This window comes from Sphingomonas sp. OV641, from assembly GCF_900109205.1.
Classification (GTDB): domain Bacteria; phylum Pseudomonadota; class Alphaproteobacteria; order Sphingomonadales; family Sphingomonadaceae; genus Sphingomonas.
On sequence record NZ_FNZB01000001.1, the window covers coordinates 315,735 to 337,462 of the forward strand.

Annotated in this window: 19 protein-coding genes; 7 read left to right on the top strand and 12 right to left on the bottom strand. The window is 63.5% G+C overall.

Translation table 11 applies throughout. The features are described 5' to 3' along the window. Window positions 1-6 precede the first annotated feature (6 nt). The 12 genes from BMX36_RS01470 to BMX36_RS01525 all read right to left on the bottom strand — a co-directional run bounded on the left by BMX36_RS01470 (window position 7) and on the right by BMX36_RS01525 (window position 9,865). Window positions 7-1,134, bottom strand: coding sequence for an efflux RND transporter periplasmic adaptor subunit (locus tag BMX36_RS01470; RefSeq protein WP_093063427.1), 1,128 nt, complete (start codon window positions 1,132-1,134; stop codon window positions 7-9). Window positions 1,135-1,183: 49 nt separating this feature from the next. Beyond that, window positions 1,184-2,203, bottom strand: coding sequence for a sensor histidine kinase (locus BMX36_RS01475; protein ID WP_093063428.1), 1,020 nt, complete (start codon window positions 2,201-2,203; stop codon window positions 1,184-1,186). Continuing rightward, a complete protein-coding gene (locus BMX36_RS01480) occupies window positions 2,200-2,874 on the bottom strand; it encodes a response regulator (RefSeq protein ID WP_093063429.1) in 675 nt (224 codons plus the stop codon). Before BMX36_RS01480 ends, BMX36_RS01475 begins: the two co-directional genes overlap by 4 nt. 184 nt (window positions 2,875-3,058) lie before the next feature. Further along, complete coding sequence (locus BMX36_RS01485; RefSeq protein ID WP_093063430.1) at window positions 3,059-3,760, bottom strand: VIT1/CCC1 transporter family protein; 702 nt, start codon at window positions 3,758-3,760, stop codon at window positions 3,059-3,061. Between the two features lie 46 nt (window positions 3,761-3,806). Further along, entirely contained in the window at window positions 3,807-4,424 is a 618-nt protein-coding gene (locus BMX36_RS01490) for a cytochrome b (RefSeq protein WP_235890259.1), read from the bottom strand. 120 nt (window positions 4,425-4,544) lie between these two features. Continuing rightward, on the bottom strand, window positions 4,545-4,850 hold the full coding sequence (locus BMX36_RS01495) for a hypothetical protein (protein WP_093063432.1): 306 nt from the start codon (window positions 4,848-4,850) through the stop codon (window positions 4,545-4,547). A 269-nt stretch (window positions 4,851-5,119) separates the two neighbouring features. After that, a complete protein-coding gene (gene arsH, locus BMX36_RS01500) occupies window positions 5,120-5,875 on the bottom strand; it encodes an arsenical resistance protein ArsH (protein ID WP_093063433.1) in 756 nt (251 codons plus the stop codon). 103 nt (window positions 5,876-5,978) lie between these two features. Beyond that, window positions 5,979-7,058, bottom strand: coding sequence for an ACR3 family arsenite efflux transporter (arsB, locus tag BMX36_RS01505; RefSeq protein ID WP_207790334.1), 1,080 nt, complete (start codon window positions 7,056-7,058; stop codon window positions 5,979-5,981). Window positions 7,059-7,061: 3 nt separating this feature from the next. Then, window positions 7,062-7,490: an arsenate reductase (glutaredoxin) gene (gene arsC / locus BMX36_RS01510; protein WP_093063434.1), complete on the bottom strand. Its 429-nt coding sequence runs from the start codon at window positions 7,488-7,490 to the stop codon at window positions 7,062-7,064. Beyond that, window positions 7,490-8,026, bottom strand: coding sequence for an arsenate reductase ArsC (locus BMX36_RS01515; RefSeq protein ID WP_093063435.1), 537 nt, complete (start codon window positions 8,024-8,026; stop codon window positions 7,490-7,492). Before BMX36_RS01515 ends, arsC begins: the two co-directional genes overlap by 1 nt. A gap of 10 nt (window positions 8,027-8,036) precedes the next feature. After that, window positions 8,037-8,369 (bottom strand): ArsR/SmtB family transcription factor, encoded by a 333-nt coding sequence (locus BMX36_RS01520; RefSeq protein ID WP_093065128.1) that lies wholly within the window; start codon window positions 8,367-8,369, stop codon window positions 8,037-8,039. A 146-nt stretch (window positions 8,370-8,515) separates the two neighbouring features. After that, the gene (locus tag BMX36_RS01525; RefSeq protein WP_093063436.1) at window positions 8,516-9,865 is read right to left on the bottom strand and encodes an alginate export family protein; all 1,350 of its coding nucleotides are present in this window, start codon (window positions 9,863-9,865) and stop codon (window positions 8,516-8,518) included. A 29-nt stretch (window positions 9,866-9,894) separates the two neighbouring features. Here BMX36_RS01525 and BMX36_RS01530 point away from each other — a divergent pair, with 29 nt between their 5' ends. The 7 genes from BMX36_RS01530 (at window position 9,895) to BMX36_RS01555 (ending at window position 21,660) form a co-directional block, all read left to right on the top strand. Continuing rightward, entirely contained in the window at window positions 9,895-10,854 is a 960-nt protein-coding gene (locus tag BMX36_RS01530; RefSeq protein WP_177178983.1) for a chromate resistance protein ChrB domain-containing protein, read from the top strand. Continuing rightward, window positions 10,851-12,254, top strand: coding sequence for a chromate efflux transporter (chrA, locus tag BMX36_RS01535; protein WP_093063437.1), 1,404 nt, complete (start codon window positions 10,851-10,853; stop codon window positions 12,252-12,254). Before BMX36_RS01530 ends, chrA begins: the two co-directional genes overlap by 4 nt. A gap of 602 nt (window positions 12,255-12,856) precedes the next feature. Beyond that, complete coding sequence (locus tag BMX36_RS01540; RefSeq protein WP_093063438.1) at window positions 12,857-13,903, top strand: NADP-dependent oxidoreductase; 1,047 nt, start codon at window positions 12,857-12,859, stop codon at window positions 13,901-13,903. Between the two features lie 238 nt (window positions 13,904-14,141). Further along, complete coding sequence (locus tag BMX36_RS21540) at window positions 14,142-15,533, top strand: hypothetical protein (RefSeq protein ID WP_177178985.1); 1,392 nt, start codon at window positions 14,142-14,144, stop codon at window positions 15,531-15,533. Beyond that, complete coding sequence (locus BMX36_RS21545) at window positions 15,530-16,252, top strand: class I SAM-dependent methyltransferase (RefSeq protein WP_177178986.1); 723 nt, start codon at window positions 15,530-15,532, stop codon at window positions 16,250-16,252. The genes BMX36_RS21540 and BMX36_RS21545 overlap by 4 nt, the downstream gene beginning before the upstream one ends. Before the next feature lie 60 nt (window positions 16,253-16,312). Next, window positions 16,313-17,107 (top strand): hypothetical protein, encoded by a 795-nt coding sequence (locus tag BMX36_RS01550; RefSeq protein WP_093063439.1) that lies wholly within the window; start codon window positions 16,313-16,315, stop codon window positions 17,105-17,107. A gap of 350 nt (window positions 17,108-17,457) precedes the next feature. Further along, window positions 17,458-21,660 carry a cadherin-like domain-containing protein gene (locus BMX36_RS01555; RefSeq protein WP_093063440.1) on the top strand — a complete coding sequence of 1,401 codons (4,203 nt, stop codon included), beginning with the start codon at window positions 17,458-17,460 and terminating at the stop codon, window positions 21,658-21,660. Window positions 21,661-21,728: the final 68 nt, after the last annotated feature.

The window sequence follows — 21,728 nt, forward strand, 5'->3', positions numbered from 1 at the left end:
GGCCGATTACCGCGACAGGGCGAGCGCTTTGAGCGCGCTCGTGCCAGCGATGACGACCTGTTCGCCGGGCTTCACGCCGGACAGCAATACGGCCTGGCCGCCGCCCGTCCCGCTGATCTCTACGTCGCGCATGGCAAAGCCGCCGGTGGTGGCGACGAAGACGACAGTCCTGTTGTTCACCGTGGCGACTGCGGCAGCCGGCACACCAACCGCACCCGCAGGCGCTGGGCCGGCGATCGACAGGCTGGTTGCCCGCCCGGCCACGATACCTGGACCGGCGGCGATCTCGGCCTTCACGCTGGCTGACCGGGTTGCCGGATCGATGGTCGATCCGACCGCCGTCACGCGGCCCCTGATGTCTGGATCGATCCGCACGGTCATGCCAGGGTGGACCAGCCCCACCAGCCGCTCGGGCAACTGGCCGAGCACTTCGTAACGGTTCGCCGCGTCGATCACATAAGGCGCGGTCGTCCCGTCCACCGAACCTCCCGCCTGGATGCTGGCGGTCGTGACGCGGCCTGCAATCGGCGCCGTCAGCGTATAGCTGCCGCTTGCGCCATGACCGTTGACCATCCGCAGGATGCGCGCTTTCTCGGAAACGTCGGCGCTGGTTTCCACAGCCATCGCACTGGCCTCGTCGGCGCGAGCGCCGGCAATGATGCCCTCGCGGCTGAGTTGTGACAGGCGGGCGGCATTCGACCGAGCAACTCCGAGGCGCGCATTTGCCCGCGTCAGGTCCGCGCCCATCATCAGCACCTCGCGGCTGGAAATGACCGCCAGCGGCTGTCCCTGCCGCACCGTGTCGCCCTCGACGACCAGCGTGCGCATCACCACGCCGGGGAAGGTCGCTGCCACCGCCACGCGCGCATTCGCCGGAGGCTGGATCACCGCCGGCACCGTCGCCAGCGGGGCGTCTTCAACGGCGACCGCAGGAGCCAGCCGGATACCAAGCTGTGCCGCCTGCTTGCCGTCCACCCTGAGATCACCGGGGACGGCTCCAGCATTTGCCTGAACCGTCCCCGGCCGCGCCGCAGGGGGTGCCGGCGCGTTCGAGTCAGCAGCGATCCACCACAGGCCGGATACGATGCCGACCGCTACTATGGCGCCAATGGAAAGATAGGCTCGGCTGTTCATGCCCTTCGCCTAGAGGGACAAACTGACGGCTCCCTGACGGCGAGGAGATTCAGCTATTCTCCGGGAACCGCAATGTCAGTTCGCGTGCGCCCGGATCGGTGGTCAGCGCGCCGCCATGCGCGGCCATGATTCGCTCGACGATCGCGAGCCCGAGGCCCGCGCCGTCCTTGCTGGCATGGTCGGCGCGGCTGTGGCGCCGGATCAGATCATGCAGCCGATCGGAAGACAGGCCCGGCCCCTGATCCTTGACCCGGATGGCACACCCAGGGCCGACGAACACCTGCACGGCGCCACCGGCAGGCGTTGCGCGCACCGCATTCTCCACCAGATTGCGGAGCGCCGCCGCTATCGCTTCGCGCCGGCCGCGCACGATCGGCGATTCCGCCCCGGCTTCCAGGGCGATCGTCTTGCCGGCCGCGATCACACCCGGCGCCAATAGGCTAACGACATCGGTCGCTACATCGGTCAACGGCACGGCCTCGGGTGCCAGTTGCGCCGCCGCCGCCGCGTCGATCTGGGCGAGCAGCATCAATTGATCGATCAGCCGTCGCATTGCCGCGACATCGGCTTTCAGGCGACTTGCCTCGGTATGGTCGAACTGGTCGAGTTCGAGCGACAGCACCGCAAGCGGGGTGCGCAGTTCGTGCGCGACATCAGCGGCGAACGCTTCCTGCCGTGTGGCAGCGTCATCCAGCCGCGCGAGCAGATCGTTGACGGCATCCGTGAACGGCAGGGCTTCGGCAGGCATCCGCGACGTGTCGATCCGGTATCCGCGCTCATGCCCGCGCGCCGCCTCGATCTCCATGGCGGCCTCTTCCAGCGGCATGAAGGCCTGTCGGATGACCCTGAGACCGACAAACGCCATTGGCACCATCAGGACAAGGACCGGCAGACCGACATGTTCGAGCATCTCGCGGATCGCGCGATCCGTGGCCTGCTTCGCGCTGAGATCGACAAACGAAAGACGGTAGAAGAAGACGACGGCAGCGAGCAATAGGATCGAGCCGATCAATCCGACCAGACCGAGCCCTCTTGCCAGACGCCGGGAAACGGATCGCCGATGTGTCATGCTGTCTCTCGCAGCATATAGCCTATGCCCCGGATCGTATTCAGCTTTCCGCCCGCACCAGCTTCGTCGAGTTTCCGTCGCAATCGCGACATTGCGGCTTCCACCGCATTAGGCGTGACTGGCTCGTTGAAGCTGTAAAGCGCGTCCTCGATGGCGCCGCGCCGGACAACCGTGCCCGCGCGCCGCATCAGTAGTTCCAGAAGATCGGCTTCACGGCGGGACAAGTCGATCTCATTACCTTCGTAGCGCGCCGCTCTGGCCGCCGTGTCGAAACTTAGCGCTCCTATTTCGATCACGGTCTGCGCTCGTGGACCGGGACGGCGCAGCAGCGCCCGGACCCGAGCCGCGAGTTCCTCGATCTCGATCGGCTTCACGACATAATCGTCCGCGCCACCATCGAGTCCCGCAACCCTGTCCTCCAGTGCGCCGCGCGCTGTCACGATGAGCGCCGGTGCGACATGTTGTGCGCGGCGTCTTGCGCCAAGCCAGTCGACGCCATCACCGTCCGGCAGGCCGAGGTCGAGGATGATCGCGTCGTAGGCCGCTCCATCCATGGCGCTGTCCGCATCGGTGAGATTGCCGGCGATGTCGCAGGAGAAGCCACGGCGCTGAAGCCCCTCGGCCATCAGCTTTGCCAGTCGGTCGTTGTCCTCGACGATAAGCACTCGCATGAGGGGCGACTCTCTAGTCTAGAGTTCCGGCGCGGTCGTGTTCGACCTGCGTTCTCCAATCACAATGACGGAAATCGCATGGATATCTGCTGCACTTCGGGAGAAGATGATCGGCCCTCGTCGCGATACGTCCCATGGCCGAAATCACCCTGACGGTAGAGATTTCTCGATGCGATGCGAAAATTCAAAGAGATGTCCCGAAAAGGCGTCCGATACCCGCCGTCAGAGCCATCGCCAGTGCGCCCCAGAAGGTGACTCGGATCACGGCGCGGATAGGTGCAGCTCCGCCCGCCTGGGCGCCGAGGAATCCGAGCACAGCCAGGCAAACCAGCGACGTGGCGATCACTAGCGGGATCAGGAACTGTTGCGGGGCTAGCGCAATGACGGCCAGGGGCGCCGCCGCTCCGGCGCTGAAGGTGATCGCCGAAGTCAGCGCGGCCTGCAGGGGGCGCGCAGTCGAGACTTCCGAGATGCCAAGTTCGTCGCGAGCATGTGCTCCCAAAGCGTCCTTGGCCATAAGTTGATCGGCAACCTGCAAGGCGAGATCGACATCGAGTCCTCGTCCGACGTAGATATTCGCCAGTTCCTGGCGCTCGAAATCGGGTTGATCTGTGAGTTCGCGCTTTTCCAGCGCAAGATCGGCCTTCTCTGTATCCGACTGCGAACTGACCGAAACATATTCACCCGCCGCCATCGACATTGCGCCGGCAACCAACGCCGCAACGCCTGCGATCAGGATAGCGGCTTTATCCGCGCCGGAAGCAGCGACACCGGCGATCAGGCTCCCTGTCGACACTATCCCGTCGTTGGCGCCCAAGACGGCAGCGCGCAGCCAGCCGATGCGGCTCACTGCGTGGCGCTCAGGATGAGTTCGTAGTCTGCTCATCGCTTGGTCCCCACGCGATCTGACCCGGCGGCGCGGGCCGGCTGTTCTAGGCGCGCCATGGCAGCATCCTGCGCAATGTATCGTCCTTCATGACATAGTGATGGACGAGTGCAGCGAGGGCGTGAAGGCCGATCAGGTAATAGCCGATAGTCCCCACCGTTTCGTGCAGTTCCTTGATCTGGTGGGCGGCATCGCTGTTCTCTCCCATCAGCGGAGGCAAGACGAGGCCGAAGAACGGGATTGGCTTGCCCGAAGCGCTCAGAACCAGCCAACCGGCCACGGGCATGAAAATCATGAACAGATACAATGCTAGGTGGACAGAACGCGACAGGAAGCGTTGCCATGCCTTTGGTTCAGGCGTGATTCGAGGCGTGGTCCCCACTATGCGGGCGATCACGCGGATAATGACCAAGGCCAGGACTGTCAGGCCCAGCATGAAATGCAACGCTTTCATGCCTTCCCTGATGTCACTCCCTTTTGGATAATATCCGCGAAGTTCGATGCAGGCATAAACGACCGCAATCAACAGCAGCATCAGCCAATGCAGCGCGATGCTCAAGCTGCCGTAGCGTCCGGATTTCAGGCTCCCACTCATCCTTAACGCTCCACTTGTGACATCGTCCCGGTCCGGCGATGATTCAGTTCGAGTTTCGGCCTGCGCCATCAAGCTCACCGATCATTGGACTGATCGGAAGTATCGTTATTGTCAGCTTAGCCGCCTACAGGATGAACCTGACCGCATTCTGACGATGCGGTCGCGAAAAACTATTCTGGCGCATAGCCGTCAGTTGCCCAAGAATCGCTTGCGCCGTTCCTGGGCATCGGCCTTGATAATCGCTTCCTCGGCGGTGGTGCATTCGCTACCCCGCACCGAACCATTGCGGCATCCGGTAACGACCTGCCGCGCCTCGTCGATGTGGACCAAGAAATACTGGGTGCCGCGTGCATCGGTCGATGTCGGCGCGATGGGCGCCGCGTTGGCGTCCGCCACCGATTGCTGCGCTGGAATGATGATGGGCCTTAGGACGAACCCTCCGGCAAACCCGATGACCAACGCAACCAGCACGATGAGTGTCTTGCCTTGTAACATGCCATCTACCTCCGACAAGAAATAGAAATAACAATCTCGCTATTTAAATATAGTCAAAATAGACTCTTATGAATTACAGAAAAATCTGTAAACTTGAATTGACGCTATCATCACGCCATTATCCATAATACACCGTGGACGCTGGATTTGTTCTCCGTGAGTTGGCCGAAGGTTGCGACTTAGGGTTGATTCTTCGAGGTCGAGCGCGCGCCGCGCGGTAGAAACTGCCATGATCCGCAGCCGCGACAGCATATTGAAGCTGGCGAATATCAAAGGACAAGCGCCTGAGACCTGCTTGCGATGGGTGAGAGGTCTGTTTCTTGATCGACTGGCGCGCCGGCCGCCTTCCGTTCAGAGTAGCGATCAACGAGCTGGACCGTATGAGGGCGGAGCAGCACTGTGAGGCGCACCAGTTCCTCCATCACGTCCACGATGCGGTCATAGTAGCTGGACGGCTTCATGCGGCCGGCTTCGTCGAACTCTTTCCAGGCCATCGCGACCGAGGACTGGTTCGGAATCGTAAACATCCGCATCCAGCGCCCGAGCAAGCGCAGCGTGTTGACCGCGTTGAACGACTGCGACCCACCCGATACCTGCATGACGGCGAGCGTGCGCCCCTGCGTCGGACGCATCCCCTTCATCTCTAGTGGGAGGTGGTCGATCTGCGCTTTCATCAGCCCGGTTATCTGGCCGTGGCGTTCGGGCGAGCACCAAACTTGCCCTTCCGACCACATCGACAGCTCGCGCAGTTCCCGCACGGCGGGATGATCGTCACCCTTGACCTGATCGGGCAGCGGCAGCGTGGCGGGGTCGAATATCCGAGTTTCCGCGCCGAACAGGCCTAACAGACGAGCGGCTTCCTCCACCGCCAATCGAGAGAACGACCGCTCGCGTAAGCTACCGTAGAGAAGCAGAATGCGCGGCGCGGGATCGGCTGGCCCTAGCCCCAGCGCAGGCCGCTGGCGGACATAGGCGGGATTGAGCGCCGGTAGATTGTCGGAATCGGGGAGCTGGCGCAGCGGCATCAGGAGACTTTCATTAGATCGGTGGTCGGCAGCATAGCGGCGTCGAGCACGCCCGACAGTTCGCTCGGCGCGTCGGGATTGTAGCGGGCAACGGTCAGCCCCTTCACGCAGTCGCACCCCGCTCATACCAACCGCGCGACCGCTTCACGATCGCCACTACCGAGAGCATCACCGGCACCTCGACCAGCACGCCCACCACCGTCGCAAGGGCCGCGCCCGACTTGAGGGCGAACAGCGATATGGCCGCCGCGACCGCCAGCTCGAAGAAATTGGATGCGCCGATCAGTGCTGCCGGCGCGGCGACGCACCAGGCGACTCCAAACCGACGCGAGAGCCAATATGCCAGGCCAGCGTTGAAATAGACTTGGATGAGGATCGGCACCGCCAGAAGTGCGATCACCAGCGGTTGCGCCACGATTTGCTCGCCTTGGAATCCGAACAGCAGCACCAGCGTCGCCAGCAGTGCGATTAGCGATACCGGCCCGAGCCGGGCAAGCAGCCGATCAAGCGTGGGTTGTCCGCCACGGCCGAGGACCGATTGGCGCACGAACTGCGCCACGATCACCGGCACGACGATGTAGAGCACGACCGAAATGAGCAGCGTGTCCCACGGGACCGAGATCGAGGCGACGCCGAGCAACAGCGCCACCAGCGGCGCGAAGAGGAAGACCATCAGCACGTCGTTCAGGGCCACTTGCGACAGTGTATAGGCGGGATCGCCTTCGCAGAGGTTGGACCACACGAACACCATCGCTGTGCAAGGCGCGGCGGCGAGCAGGATCAGGCCTGCGATGTAGGACGGGCCTTCGCCGGCCGGGAGCAGTGGTGCGAACAGCCATCCGATAAACAGCGCGCCGAGCGCCGCCATCGAGAACGGCTTGACCGCCCAGTTGATGAACAGGGTGACGCCTACGCCCTTCCACTGCTGGCGAACCGAACCGAGCGCACCGAAGTCGATCTTAAGCAGCATCGGCACGATCATCAGCCAGATAAGCACTGCGACGATCAGGTTGACACGCGCGACCTCAGCCGAGGCGATTGAGGCGAATAGGCCGGGCAGCAGATGCCCGAGGCCGATGCCAGCGACGATGCACAGCGCCACCCATAGAGTCAGATAGCGCTCGAACGTCCCCATGCTTGGGCGGGCCGACACGGAGCCGGCAGCGGGTGCGACACTGGACATGGTTCAGGCGACCCGTTCGCCATTGGCATCGACTACCCGCTCGCCGTCCTCTTTCGCGAACGCGCCCTGTTGGCGGTTCGGGAGCAGATCGAGCACGGCTTCCGATGGCCGGCAGAGCTTCACGCAGAGCGGCGAGACTACCAGCGGACGGTTGATGAGGATCGGATGCGCCATCATCGCATCCACCAGCGCGTCGTCGGAAAGCGACGTGTCGGCAAGGCGCAACTCGGCGTAAGGCGTGCCCTTCTCGCGTAGTAGTTCGCGCGTGGTAATCCCGGCGCGTTCGATAAGCTGAACCAGCAATGCGCGAGAAGGCGGAGTTTTCAGATACTCGACCACATGCGGCTCAATGGCGGCGTTGCGGATCAGTCCGAGAGCGTTACGCGAGGTTCCGCACTCGGGGTTGTGATAGATGATGATGTCCGTCGTCATCACGCCACATCCGGGCGGGGAGAGGAGGCGCCTTCGCTCTGTCCTATCTCGCGCACCTTGGCGGTGAGCGCCGAGGTTTCGAATTTGTCGATCGGTAGCGCCGTGAACAGACTTATGCGGTTTTCAAGGTGGCGCAGCGCCGTGACGAACGCCCGTTGGCGCTCCATGTCGTTGCCCTGGACAGAAGATGGATCTTCGATCCCCCAATGTGCGGAGATCGGGTGTCCTAGCCATACCGGGCAGGTTTCGCCGGCTGCGTTGTCGCAGACGGTAAAGACGAAATCCATGACCGGCGCGCTGGGAGCGGCGAACTCGTCCCAGCTTTTCGAGCGTAGCCCCTCGGTTGGATAGCCGATCCGTTCGAGCACTGCGATTGCATCGGGATTGACCGCGCCCTTGGGGAAACTCCCGGCAGAAAAAGCGCGGAACGGCCCTCCACGCTTGTTGAGCGCACTTTCTGCAAGGATCGAGCGGGCCGAATTACCAGTGCAGAGAAACAGCACGTTGAAGATGCGAGTGGGCGAATTGTCAGACATGGTGGTTCCATCAGCAGCAGGGGGCAAGTTCGGCCAAGAGGGGCGCGCACAGCTCGGTGTTGCCGGCGCAGCAATCCTTCAAGAGAAACAGTATTAGCGCGCGCAGCCCGTCGAGATCGGCGCGGTAGATTATCGACCGGCTGTGCCGTTCGGATCGCACAAGGCTGGCGCGGGCGAGGATGCCAAGATGCGCCGACATGGTGTTTTGAGGCACATCGAGCCGGCGAGCGATTTCGCCAGCGGCCAAACCAACCGGTTCATGCCGCACCAATAGGCGGAACACATCAAGCCGTGTGCCCTGTGCCAACGCGCCTAGCGCAACGATAGCCGACTCATTTTCCATATATCCAGCATAACGGATATAATGGAAGATGCTAGGCCCATTTCCGTCCGATGGGACAACTATCGAGCATTGCCAGCCCTGCGCGACAACAACGATGTGCGGCACGCTGCGTTGCTGATAGCTGCCGGAGAAGCGGCCGGGTCGCACTAGAACGCCGCCGTCACCGCGATCGAGATATAGTGTGTATTGCCGGTTTGCGGTGCATTGGGCGCCGCTTCCAGAAACCGCCCCTTGCCAATCCAGGCGCCATTAATCTCGGCGCGAAACCGCTTCGGGACCAGCCACCAGCGCACCCGGCCTTCGATCTGGTGCCCGGCGAACGAACCCGAGCGCACGGAGGGATCGCGCACGCTCGTCGTCGAAAAAGCATCAGTCCGCTCGGCAAGCCACATCGCCCGATAAGCAACGAAGCCGTCAAGCCGGGATGTCGGTGCCATTTCCAGCCGGACGCCCGGCGTGCTGATATTGGCCCGTCCGATCTGCGCGTAGATGCCCGCCGGAGCGAGATCGGCTCGTCGCATCCCGAACAGCGTATCGAACCGTCCGAACGAGCGGCCCGATCCGTCGCCGCTGGCATGGTCATATTCGACCGACAGCCGTGCTTTAAGCGGACCGTGGAAGGTATAGCCCGCATCGGCGTGTAGGAACCAAGCCGATACGTCGAGTTCGGGCGCGGTAGCCGCCAGCGAGGAACGAGCCGAGCCGAGCTGATAGATGCCCTCGACCTCAAAATCCGCCTTGCCCGGCGCGGGATCACGGATCAGCCGCGCGCTGATATTATGGAGATGGCGGTTGCGCGTCGGCCGCCCCGGCGCATCGCGTTCCGCAAGGCCAAAATAGCCAATCTCCGCCAACGCGCCCGCAATCACGCGCGGCCTGCTCACCAGCCCGCCCCAAAGCTGCAAGTCGAAGCTCTCGCGATCGAGCCGGACCTTGTTGTCGAGAATCGCGGGCAGATCGTCGGGCAAGCGCACCTGCGGCAGCGTGTAGATCAGCGTCGCCGCCGTGCCGTCGCCCGCACGGATGTCGGCGCGCAGGCCGGTATAGCCGTTGGTGGTGTTGCGATAATCGTCGGCCGCGACCAGACGCCGCGAGCCGAGATTGAGGGTGAACCGTCCCGCCTGCACGGCCAGCGCCGTGCCCCGACCAAAGGGTTCGCGGACCTCATAGCCGACATAGGCTTGCACTGGCTCCAGCGTGTTTACCTCGGCCGTGCCGATCGCGCTGCCCGGCTCGCTGCCATATGCTCGACTGTCGTAAAGCTCGACCCCGACTCTGAACCCATCTTCCCGATATTCGGCGAGGATCGTGGTGCGGATGCTGAACAACTCATCCTCGGCACCGAACCCGGCGCGTGCCTGGCCGTCCAGCGTCTCATAGCGCACGCGCACCGAGCCGGAGAGCGTCAGGCCGTCCGGCGGCGCCTGCTGCGCCCGAGCAGGTTGGGCGAAGGTCGCGGTGAGCGCGAAAGCCGATATGAGATATATATGTTTCATCGAATCACGTGAAATGATACATATGCACTATGATTGATACAACCGGTCCCGAAAACTGGCTGGCGCTGCTGCATCAGCTCCCGGCAAAACCGCCTTATCTGCGCGTGAAAATCTGGCGCCGCTTGCAGGCGATTGGCGCGGTGCCGCTCAAGAATGCCGTCCATGTGCTGCCGCGTCGCGAGGATGCCGAGATCGCCTTTCGTGACTTGCTCGGCGAGATCATTGCCAGCGGCGGCGAAGCCGTGCTGATCGACGCGCGTCTGATCGAGGGCCAGAGCGATGCCGAGCTGCGCACGCTGTTCGATGCGGCGCGCGACGCGGACTATGACGAGTTGGCCGACGCCGCGCGACGGCTGCTCGATACGGGTCCGGCGTCCGGTCCCGAGATCGCCAAACTCCAGAGGCGGCTTGCCGAAATCGTCCGGCTCGACTTCTTCGGCGCGCATGGCCGGCAAGGCGCCGAAGCGGCGCTGCGCGAGCTGGATGCGCAGCGTTACGCGCATCCCGATGTCAGCCGGTTGGACACCCCGCCCGAGCTGACACCCGCCGATCTCAAGGGCCGGACCTGGGTCACGCGGCGCGGCGTCCATGTCGATCGCATCGCCTGCGCCTGGCTCATCCGCCGCTTCATCGACCCCAAGGCTGGTTTCAAGTTCATCGACGGCAAGAGCTATGCGCCCGAGCCCGGCGAGCTGCGCTTCGACATGGCCGATGCCGAGTTCACCCATGAGGGCGATCGGTGCAGCTTCGAGACGCTGGTGTTTCGCGCCGGGCTGGACGGCGATCCAGCGCTAGTTTCGATCGCGGAAATCATCCACGAGCTGGACATTGGCGACGGCAAGTTCGACCGGCCCGAGGCGGCCGGGCTTGACGCGATGCTGTCGGGCGTCTGCGCGTCCAGCGAAGATGATCTTGAGCGGATCGCGCGCGGCGGCGACGCGCTCGATCAGTTCCACGCCTATTTCAGCAGCCGAAAGGGCGAGCGATGAGCCCGGTCCTCACCGACTCGCTGGAACGGTCAGACGTGCCCTACAAGGATCATGGTATCCCATTCGGCGAGGCCATGCGTGTCTGGGCACGGATCGCGGCACTCAGCTTCGGCGGTCCTGCCGGGCAGATCGCCGTAATGCACCGTATCCTGGTCGACGAAAAGAAGTGGATCGGGGAGGAACGGTTCCTGCACGCGCTCAACTATTGCATGTTGCTCCCCGGTCCCGAGGCGCAGCAACTCGCCGCCTATATCGGTTGGCTGCTCCACAAGACCAAGGGCGGGCTGGTCGCGGGAGCTTTGTTCGTCCTGCCCGGCTTCCTCGCTATCCTGGGCCTGAGCTATCTCTATGTGCTGCTCGGCCATGCACCACTGATCGAAGGGCTGTTCTTCGGCCTCAAGGCGGCGGTGCTTGCTGTGGTGGTACAAGCCGTCGTGCGCGTCGGGTCGCGGGCGCTCAAGAACAACGTCATGCGCGGCATCGCCGCTGCGGCGTTCGTCGCCATCTTCTTCCTTCATGTGCCGTTCCCCCTGATCGTGCTGACCGCTGCCCTTGCGGGATACATTGGCGGCCGCAGAGGGTTCGCCGCGTTTAAGGGTGGCGGCGGACACGGATCGACAGGCGGCAATGTGGTCCATGATCGCGACACCGCGCTCGGTGAGGGGTTGCCCGATCATGCCCGGCCCAATCTCGCTTGGTCGCTCAAGATTTCCGGCGCGCTGCTGTTCCTGTGGCTGGCGCCGGTTATCCTGCTGCTCGCGCTGCTCGGCCCGGAAGATGTGTTCACGCGCATCGCGACCTTTTTCAGCCAGATGGCGGTTGTTACCTTCGGCGGTGCATATGCGGTGCTCGCCTATGTCGCGCAGGAGGCGGTGAATACCTATGGCTGGCTCCGGCCCGGCGAGATGCTCGACGGCCTCGGCCTTGCCGAGACGACGCCGGGACCGCTCATCATGGTGGTCCAGTTCGTCGGCTTCCTCGCGGCCTTCCGCGATGCGACCGGCCTGCCGCCGCTAGTCGCCGCAACGCTGGGCGCGATCCTCACGACCTGGGTGACGTTCCTCCCGTGCTTCCTCTGGATATTCGCCGGTGCGCCATTCGTCGAGCGGCTGCGCGGCAATCGGGCGCTCTCGGCAGCGCTCACCGCAATCACGGCGGCGGTGGTCGGCGTCATCCTCAACCTTGCGCTCTGGTTCGCCATCCACACGCTGTTCGGCGAAGTGCGCGAGGTCAGGATCGCAGGCGCCGTGTTCGAGACGCCGGTCCTTGCCTCCCTGAATCTGCCCGCGCTGCTGCTGGCGGCGGGTGCCGCGATCGCGGTGTTCCGGTTCAAGGTCGGTATGATCCCGGTGCTGTTCGCCTGCGCCGGCCTCGGCGCAACCTATGTCGTCCTCGCATGAATGGAGAGTTCCTGTGACGGAAGTTCGCGCAGATCGCCCGCATGGCCTGACTCCGGCTGATCGCGCACTTCATCGACGAAGCGCCGATTGTCACATAACGACGACGCGCGGCAGCGTGATGCGGGGGAAGGCGGTTCTAGAGTAGTGTAAGCGGCGACACATATTCGTTATGTTTATCCAGCGCGGGGCGCCATTCTCCCACAAGGGAGGATGAGGACTTAAGAGGGCCGGCGAAAGCCGGCCCTTTTCGTTTGTGATCAGTGCGTTACCGCGTTGGTAACAAGTCAGCGGTTGGCCCGCTCTTATGCTGGGGCGCGGACCTCAGCGGTCCTACGCTCCCTATCAGCTAATCCATCGAACAGTAGCTACGGGCCTCGCAAGCCTAGCCTCACCTGAGCATCAGCGAGGTCGTAGATGCACTCCCCCCGGATCGACCCGTAGTCTGCCTGCCGGATCGATCAGGCCGTCGTGGTGCGCCGCCTTCTGATGCTGCCAGGCGCCAGCCGATCAGAGATGGAGTGCGAACGTCTTTCCGCGCTCTACTGCGATAATGATGTCGCCTAGCCACACGCGCCGAAACAGATAAACTGACCAGAACAGATATGCGAAAGAGGGGGTGCGGTTTGATCAATCGGCAATGGACCTTGGCGTCACATCCGGGCGGCGAAGTATCGCGGGAGAACTTTTCCTGGAGTGAGGCGCCGGTATCAAATGCGCCGCCCGCTTCCGGACAGATCCTGCTGCAGACGGAGCTCCTGTTGTGTGCGCCGACCATCCGAAACTGGATCAGCGGCAATCGAAGCAGCTATTATCCCACGGTTGAGGTCGGCAGTCCCGTGATCGCCCCGGCGGTATCCAGAGTAGCGATGAGCGACAATGCGGCGTTTCCAGTCGGCGCGCGCGTGCTCGGCACCGCAGGCTGGCAAGATTATCAATGGGTCGATCCGGCGCTTGGATACCGCATCATTCCTGATGCCGTCTCTTCGGTCGATGCTTTGGGCGTGCTCGGCATGAACGCCCTGACTGCGTATTTCGGCATGCTCGATGTGGCCCGGCCGAAGCCGGGCGAAGTGGTACTCGTCTCCGGCGCGGCGGGTTCCGTCGGATCGATCGCGGCGCAGATCGGCCGCATCGTGGGTGCGCGCGTGGTGGCAATATGCGGTGGAGCGGAGAAAGCGGCCTGGCTGCGCGAGGCGTGCCGTATCGATGACGTGATCGACTATAAGGCGGAGGATGTCGCGACCCGGATCGACGCGCTCTGCCCGGGAGGCGTGGACGTCTTCTTCGACAATGTAGGCGGATCCCTGCTGCGCGACGTTGTCGCACGCCTGAACCGAGGCGGTCGTGTCGCCCTGTGCGGTCAGATCGCAACATATGATGGCGCCGCGGGCGATCCACCGCTGGACATGATGCGCATCATCTATGGTGCGATCAGGCTGCAGGGCTTTCTGGTTCCCGATTATGCCCATCGATACGAGGAAGCGATGGTGCAGCTTGGGGGATGGCTCGAGGCGGGCGAGCTGGCGCATCGCGAAGATGTTCGCGATGGACTTAGCCAGATGCCGGAAACTTTTGCCTCGCTTTTCCGAGGAGACAATAACGGCACGTTGATCGCCCGCGTTTCTGATGAGAGCGGGCGGCTCATTTAACGTAAGAAGGACGTTTGGCCGACGTTCGCGTCGGCCGAAAGGATCATGTGTCTGATCGAAGATAAGGCATGGGTGACGCACGTCATTACTTACGAATCTGTCCCTAATTTAGGTAGCTTAGGGAGATCTCCTTAATGCCTCGGCACCATAAGTTTGGCAGCGTTGGCACAGCTCCTGAGCGGGGTGTTCCGGCGCAGTGGTGACAATCACTCTTCCGTCGGAGTGACGGAGGGCGAGTATGGCCAGCAAAGCCGCTGGTGCAGTCATTGGCGAACCCGCGCATGGCACGGAGCATCCGGCGCTCGTGTGGCTGGTCCTGATCGCATCCGGGCTCCTTTATGGCCTGACGGTCACGGCAACGCCGGCGCGCTTGGCAGAACATGACGCCTTGATCGCCGTGATGAGCCTGGCGCGGGATGGAGCCCTGCCATTCGCGGGCGGCGGTTATGATCTGAACGCATTGCTGTCCTCCTTGGCAAGCTCGGCGGTTCAGCTCGGTGGCGAGCCGCCGCTGGCGGTGGTGCGGCTTCCTTCTATTCTGGCGATGGCGCTGGCCGCTGCCTGGATGTTCGTGTGGCTCCGGCGCCACGAGGGAAATGCCGCTGCGCTGACCGCAACATTGCTCTTCGCCACGTCAGGCTGGGCGCTGGAAAGCGCACATTCCTCTCAGGTGAACGCGCTACAGACCTTGCTGGTGCTTGTTGCCGCAACATGGGTGTTCGATGCCGCGCGCGCCGAATGGGGCGCCACCCGCCGACGGATTGCGGCGGCTGCGATGTTGTTGATTGCGTTCCAGCTCCAACCTACGGCCGCAGTCGCCGCTCTGGCGCTGTCGATCTGGTGTCTTCCTGGCGGCCTGCGCGCCGCAGTGGACCAGCATTTTGCGCGCAGGACCCTGTTGCTCCTCATTGGCGCCGTCTTCGTCGCTGGATTGCTGTTGGTGATCACGCCCTTCGTGTTCGCGGTCATCCGGGCCGACCTCTTCAACGCTGCGCGCGACCATGCGCTGACCGGAGAAGTGTGGTTCAGCTTGCGGGACCTATGGGTGCAGGCGCCGCTCTTGGTGGCGTTGCTGCCAATAGCGATGGTGTTCGCGTTGCGGCGCTCGTCATCACTGGCCGCATTGGCACTGGTTATGATCGCAGTGCCATTGATCGTTCACGCCGCCGTGGTGCCAACGTCGCGCGGCGCCTGCGCCTATGTCTTTCCATTCCTAGCGATCATCTATGGCCTTGCGCTCGCCACGCCGCTGGAGCGGTTGCAAGCCCGCCTCACCGGCGATCGCTCGGGAGGGGGCGGAGACCTGAGGATCGTGCAGGGATTGGCGGCTATCCTGCTCGTGCTGTTCGGCAGCGCCGTGACGATCATGGTGAACCCCACGTACCGGCACACGGCAAATGTCGTTCAGAAAACGACCGACACCATGGTCGGGCTTCGGCGACCGGCATTGATACACCCACGTGCGCCATGGAGCGACCACGCAGCCGTTACCCCGCTCAACGCTGGTCGTCAGCTGAAAGTCGGGGCGCGGCATCGGTCCGGCACGCTACCCCCGGTCGGTCATCACAGGGTGCCGATGATTGCGGCGAGCGATGCGCCATTTGTTTTCACGGGAGGGCACAAGGCATGACGGCACTGGATGTAACCTGGCCCGACCTCGAAACCTCCTCCGAAGCGTACGCCCACCGGTTTGAGGATGAGGCTGGCGCTTATTTTCTGGAGGTGCAGCGCCGGGGTATCGCTCATCTTCTGCCAGCCGAAGGTCTGCACAGCGTCCTTGATGTTGGCGGTGGGCATGGGCAGCTTGCCGAGCAGCTCGTTGAAACAGGCGCTGCCGTGACGGTCTATGGCAGTGATCCGCGCTGCGCCGGGCGGCTGATGCGCGATCCCGGGCTCGACAGGGTGACGTTCGATAATGGGGATCTGCTCGCCACCCCGTATGACGATGCCAGCTTCGATCTGGTGACGTCGGTCCGACTGATCGGGCATGTGAACTACTGGCACGTTCTGATCGCTGAGCTTTGCCGCATTTCCCGGCAGAGCGTCATTATCGATTATCCCAGCATGTTCAGCCCCAGCGCACTGCGTTTGCTATGGACAGGCAGGCGCCGACCGGTGGCGGGGGATCCCGGAACCTACCGGCGCTTTCGCCCCGGCCAGATAGCGGCATGTTTCGCGCGGCACGGTTTCCGCTTGTCGGGCGAGTATCGCCAGCTGACTCTGCCGTTTGGCATGCACCGGCGGTACGGCCCCGGCGCGATACGGGTGGAGGAGCGACTGCGCACCGCCGGGGCGACGGCCTGGATGGGCAATCCGGTGCTTGCGCGCTTTGATCGCGTGCAGGCGTGAGCCGCCGAAGGGGGGAGCGAGCGCGTGAAACCGTGAAGGGCGCTTCGTTGTTGGGGCGTGATGAAAAGCTCCGGAGCATCCGATCGTAGCGCCATGGGCGCGGGCCTGTTCGTCATCGTCACGGCTCTTCTCCAGATTGCGACACCGGCACTCCCGGCGCTTGGCATCGGCGAGCAGATCGGGGCGCAGTCGGATCGCGCTCAAACGCTGGTCACGCCGGCCGGATGGGCTTTCTCGATCTGGGGCGCTCTCTACACGGGATCGCTTGTCTTTGCCGTTTATCAAATGTTGCCCTCGCAGCGGCACAATCGCTTGCTGCACCGCCTGCGCCGGCCCGCCGCGTTCGCGTTCCTCGGCAATGCTGCTTGGGCGGCTTATGTGCAGACGAACGGGCTCAGCTTCGTATCGAGCGCGATTATCGTGTTCACACTGGTGAACCTGCTAATCATTCTTCGCCGGCTGAGCGATTGGCCCGCACGCTTCACACCGGGTGAGCGCTGGTGCGCGATGCTGCCGCTATCCGCGCTTGCTGCCTGGCTGAGCGCAGCCACCATCGTTAACGTCGCCGCCTCGCTACGCTTCCTTGGGGTTGAGGCAGGAGAAAGTGCGCCTGTGATCGCTGCGGCGGTCATCGTGTTTGGTGGCCTGATCGCCAGCGGCGCGTTGCTCCGCACGGCCGGAAATCCCCCATATGGCCTCGTTTTCCTGTGGGCGCTTGCGGCTATTTTCGCCGCGGGCGGACAGGAGGCTTCGCCTGTTGCATTGGCCGTCGTTGTGGCGGCGCTGCTGATATTGGGCGCGCTCGTCCTCGGTCTGCGGAGGGGCGGGGCGGTGCATTGGCTCGGTGCCCCCTGAGGAAGAGCACCGGTCGTGTGTAGCCGCACTTGAACAGGCTTGCATCTGTTCTGGTCGGATGGACCAGACCAGCGTTGAGGGCTTCACCGGCCGCCCAAAAGTGCCAAATTGCCGGTCAGTATAATGGAGCGCGGGCGGGCTCAGCGGCGAATACTCCGCCGTCGGATTGGAGGGACTTCAGTCCTCCGCTGATCGCCTTTCGGGCCGCTTGGTTCTTCCCCTTCGGACAGGTCCTACCTACCGTGGAAAGCTCAAGAATAGCGATGCTCCGGCTGTAAGCGGCGGCGTATCTTAGATCCAATGGCCGCCTGGCCAGTTGGTTCGTTCTCCCAGGCGGTTGGGGAGGAACCATGAGCACAGCCGCACTGACCGCCGACACCGTGGAAACGCAGGTAAATACCTCGGTTACGGGCACGCAGACAGACGCCACGATCGCGGCTTTGTCTACCGGCGGCTATGTGCTGTGCTGGACCGACTTCAGCCGCAATGGTGCCGATGCCAGCGGCACGGCGGTGCGATTGCGGCTGTTCAACGCGCAAGGTCAGGCGACTTCGGCCGAGATCCTGGTGAACACCAGCACCGCCAACGCACAGGATTCGGCATCGGTGGCGGTGCTTTCCAATGGCAATATCCTGGTCAGCTGGACGGACGGAAGCCTGACGGCCGACACCAGCCAGCAGGCCATCCGCGCGCAGCTTCTCAGTGCCACGGGCGCCAAGATCGGCGGCGAGCTGCTCGTAAATACCACGACGGTCGGCGGGCAGACCGCGTCTCACGTCACCGCTCTTGCCGGTGGCGGCTTCGTAATCGGATGGGTTGATAACAGCGGAACGCAGCCGGACGGAAATGGATCGGGCATCCGCGGTCAAATGTACGGCGCCGACGCGGCAAAGATCGGCGGAGAGTTCCTGATCAATTCCGTGACCGCCGGCGCTCAAGCGGCGCCCGCCATCTCGGCGCTTCAGTCCGGCGGGTTCGTGGCGACGTGGGTGGACAACAGCAAATTGGGCGGGGACGCATCCGGCTCCTCGATCAAGGCGCAGTTGTTCAGCGCCGCGGGGACGAAGACGGGAACCGAGTTTCTGGTCAATACGACGACACTTGGCGCGCAGGACCAGCCGGTCATCACAACCCTGGCGGATGGCCGGTTCGTGATCGTCTGGCGCGATGCGAGCGGGATCGGCGACAACAGCGCCGCCGGGCTCCGCGCGCAGGTGTTTTCTTCCAGCGGCGCGAAGATCGGATCGGAGATCCTGGTCAACGATTATACGCTGAACACGCAGGCCTTTGCCTCGATCACGGCGACTGCGAACGGCGGTTTCGCGATCGCGTGGCAGGACAACAGCCTGCTAGCCCATGATGCCAGCGGGTACGGAATCCGGGCGCAGATGTTCGATGCGGACGGGGCGAAACTCGGCGCCGATTTCATCATGAACGGCAACATCACCGGTAACCAGACCGCGCCTGCCATCGTGGGGCTGGCAGATGGCGGGATCGCTGCGGCCTGGGCAGACAGCGCGCCCAATGGGATCGATCCGGATGGTGGGCTCGTCAGCCGCGTATTCACGCCATATACCGGGTCCGCGACGTCAGTGGACCTTGTGGGGCCAGGCGTGGTTCAGGGAGCGATCGAGCATAGCGGCGTCGGCCGCCTGGTGCCCGAGGGTGCGCTGAATGCGCTCTACTCGTTCAACATCATCGATGACTCCACCGGCGGTGCTTTCCGCATCGATGGCGATATTCTCACCGTCGCCGATACGGACCGCCTCGACTCGGCGGCAGGCGGAAGTGCGTCCCTGACGCTGGAGGTGAACGACGGACTGGGCCGGATCTTCACATCGACGCTGACCTTTGCCGTGGCGGCCACCACCGACACGCATCGCTTCAGCGCGGGATCCGAAGCGCGGCTCAACATCGAGACGACCGGCAATCAGCAGCAGCTTGCGATGGCGCGCCTGGCAGACGGGCGGATGATCTCCGTCTGGTCGGATGCCAGCCTGACCGGAGATACAAGCGGCACTGGATTGAAGGCGCGCCTTCTGGACGATGAGGGGAAGCCGGTCGGCACGGAATTCCTCGTGAATGGCCAAACGGCCGGTGCGCAGGACTCCCCAGCCGTGGCAGGCCTCGCCGCGGGTGGGTTCGTGGTGGCATGGACGGATGCGAGCGGTAGCGCCGATACCTCCTCGACCGGAATCAAAGCCCGGCTGTTCAACTCAGACGGCGTCGCGAGCGGCGCCGAATTCCTTGTCAACACGGCGACAGCAGGGATCCAGGCGCAGGCTTCCGTTGCGGCCCTTACCGATGGCACGTTCGTCGTCACCTGGCGCGACGATAGTCTGACCGGCGGCGACAACAGCGTCTCCTCAATCAAGGCGCGGCATTACAGTGCGACGGGGCAGGCGCTTGGCGGCGAGTTTCTGGTCAACACGGCGACCGATAGCCGGCAGGAAGCGCCTGACATAACCGCGCTGGAATCCGGCGGCTTCGTGATCACATGGTCGGACAGCAGCCGGGTCGGCGGAGATACCAGCAAGGACGCAATCAAGGTCCAGGTCTTCGATGCGCAGGGCGACAAAGTCGGTTCGGAGCGGCTGGTCAACGTTGCCACCGCGAACAATCAACAGCAGCCAGCGATCACCGCAACCGTCGGAGGCGGCTTCGTGATCGCCTGGATGGATGGCAGCTTCGTGGGCGGCGATAATAGCGGGTTCGCGATCAAGGCGAGGCGCTTCGATGATGACGGCGACGCGCTGGGCGGTGAAATCCTGGCGAACACCACGATCGCCGGCAGCCAGATCGCGCCGACGATCACCGCATTGCCCGGGGGCGGCTTCGCCGTGGGATGGGCCGATTACGGCGGCAGCGGCCTTGAGTACGGCACGTCGGGGATCAAGACGCAGTTGTTCGCGGCCGATGGCTCTCGCCTGGGCAGCGAGAGCGTCATTCCGATCCAGGTGCTCGGCGGGCAGGTGGAGCCGGTGCTGGTGACGCGTGCGGATGGCGGTTTCGTGGTCGGCTGGACCGATCTTTCCGGTCAGGATGGTGACGTCAGCGGCTCTTCGGTCAAGGCGCGTGGCATCGCTGCCACGGCCGCACCGACCATCACCACGAAACCGGATCAGTTCGCCGGTGTCGAGGACACGGCAATGGTGATTTCGGCTGCATCGTTGCTGACCAATGATGTGGGAAGTCACGGCTCACCCCTGAACATCACGCGCGTTTCGGCGGTGTCCGGCTGTACCGTGACGCTGAACGCAAACGGTGATGTTGTGTTCACGCCGCTTCCCAACTTCGATGGCACTGCCACCTTCACCTATGTGGTGACGGACGCCAGCGGCACGCTACAGACGGGCAACGTCACCGTCAGTTTGAGCGGCCGACCGGATGCGCCGTACAGCATCACGATGACGGGCGGCACCGTTGACGAGAATTCGGCCGGCGGCACCGTGGTGGCGGCGTTTGCGGGCGTTGATCCCGACACGGGCGATGTCCTTTCCTATTCCTTGCTGAACAATGCCGGTGGCCGGTTCTCGATCGATGCCGCGACGGGCGTGATGCGAGTGGCCGCGGGTGCGGTGCTGGATTATGAGGCTACGCCGACGTTGGGCGTCGTCGTGAAGGTGACGGACCTGTCCGGCGCTTCGTTTCAGCAGGGGTACAGCATCTCTCTGAACAATCTGCCGGAGCCGAAAAGCTACACCGGCACCAACGGCACGAACAACTTCACGGCGCCGACTGATGATCTGTGGACGATCAGCGGCCTTGGCGGAAACGACACGTTGAATGGGGCTGCGTTCCGCGACGTGATCGACGGTGGATCCGGCAACGACATCATCGACGGTCGCGGCGGCGCGGACTCGATGGCCGGGGGCGTCGGCAACGACGTTTATTATGTCGATAACACCGGCGATACGGTGATCGAATTGTCGGGTGAAGGCAGCGATCTGGTCTATGCCACGGCGAACTGGACGATGAGCGCCAACATCGAAAATCTGACCATTCTAGGCACCGGCGCAGTATCGATCACCGGCAACAGCGCGACGAACACGATCCTCGGCAACGATGCCGCCAATACGATCTTCGGCGGTGCGGGCGGTGATCTGCTTACCGGGAATGGCGGCGATGACATCCTCTACGGCGAGGACGGCAGTGACTACCTTCAGGGGGGAGATGGCAACGATCGCCTGATCGGGGGAGCCGGCGCGAACGAACTGACGGGCGGGGCCGGTGCGGACATCTTCGTGCTGGCCCTAGCAGCGTCCTCCGCTGAACGGGACAAGGTTCGCGATTTCACGGTCGGCCAAGACAAGTTCGAAATCAGCCGCAGCGCATTCACGGCCATTTCCGACGCTGTTCCGGGCGCGCTCAGCCCCTCCATGTTCATGGCCAATGGCGTGCAGGCGGCGAACGCGGACCAGCATTTCATCTATCAGCGCGCAACGGGCAATTTGTGGTACGATCCCGACGGAAACGGGGCGGCCGCGCAGGTCCACATTGCGGTGCTCAGCACGGCACCGACCCTGACGGCCGCTGACTTCATCGTCGTCTAGCGCGGACCCGCTTTCTTGAAAGCCATCTTCCCAGTGGTGGCTGGGGCGCGGCAGCGGCACAGAGGCGA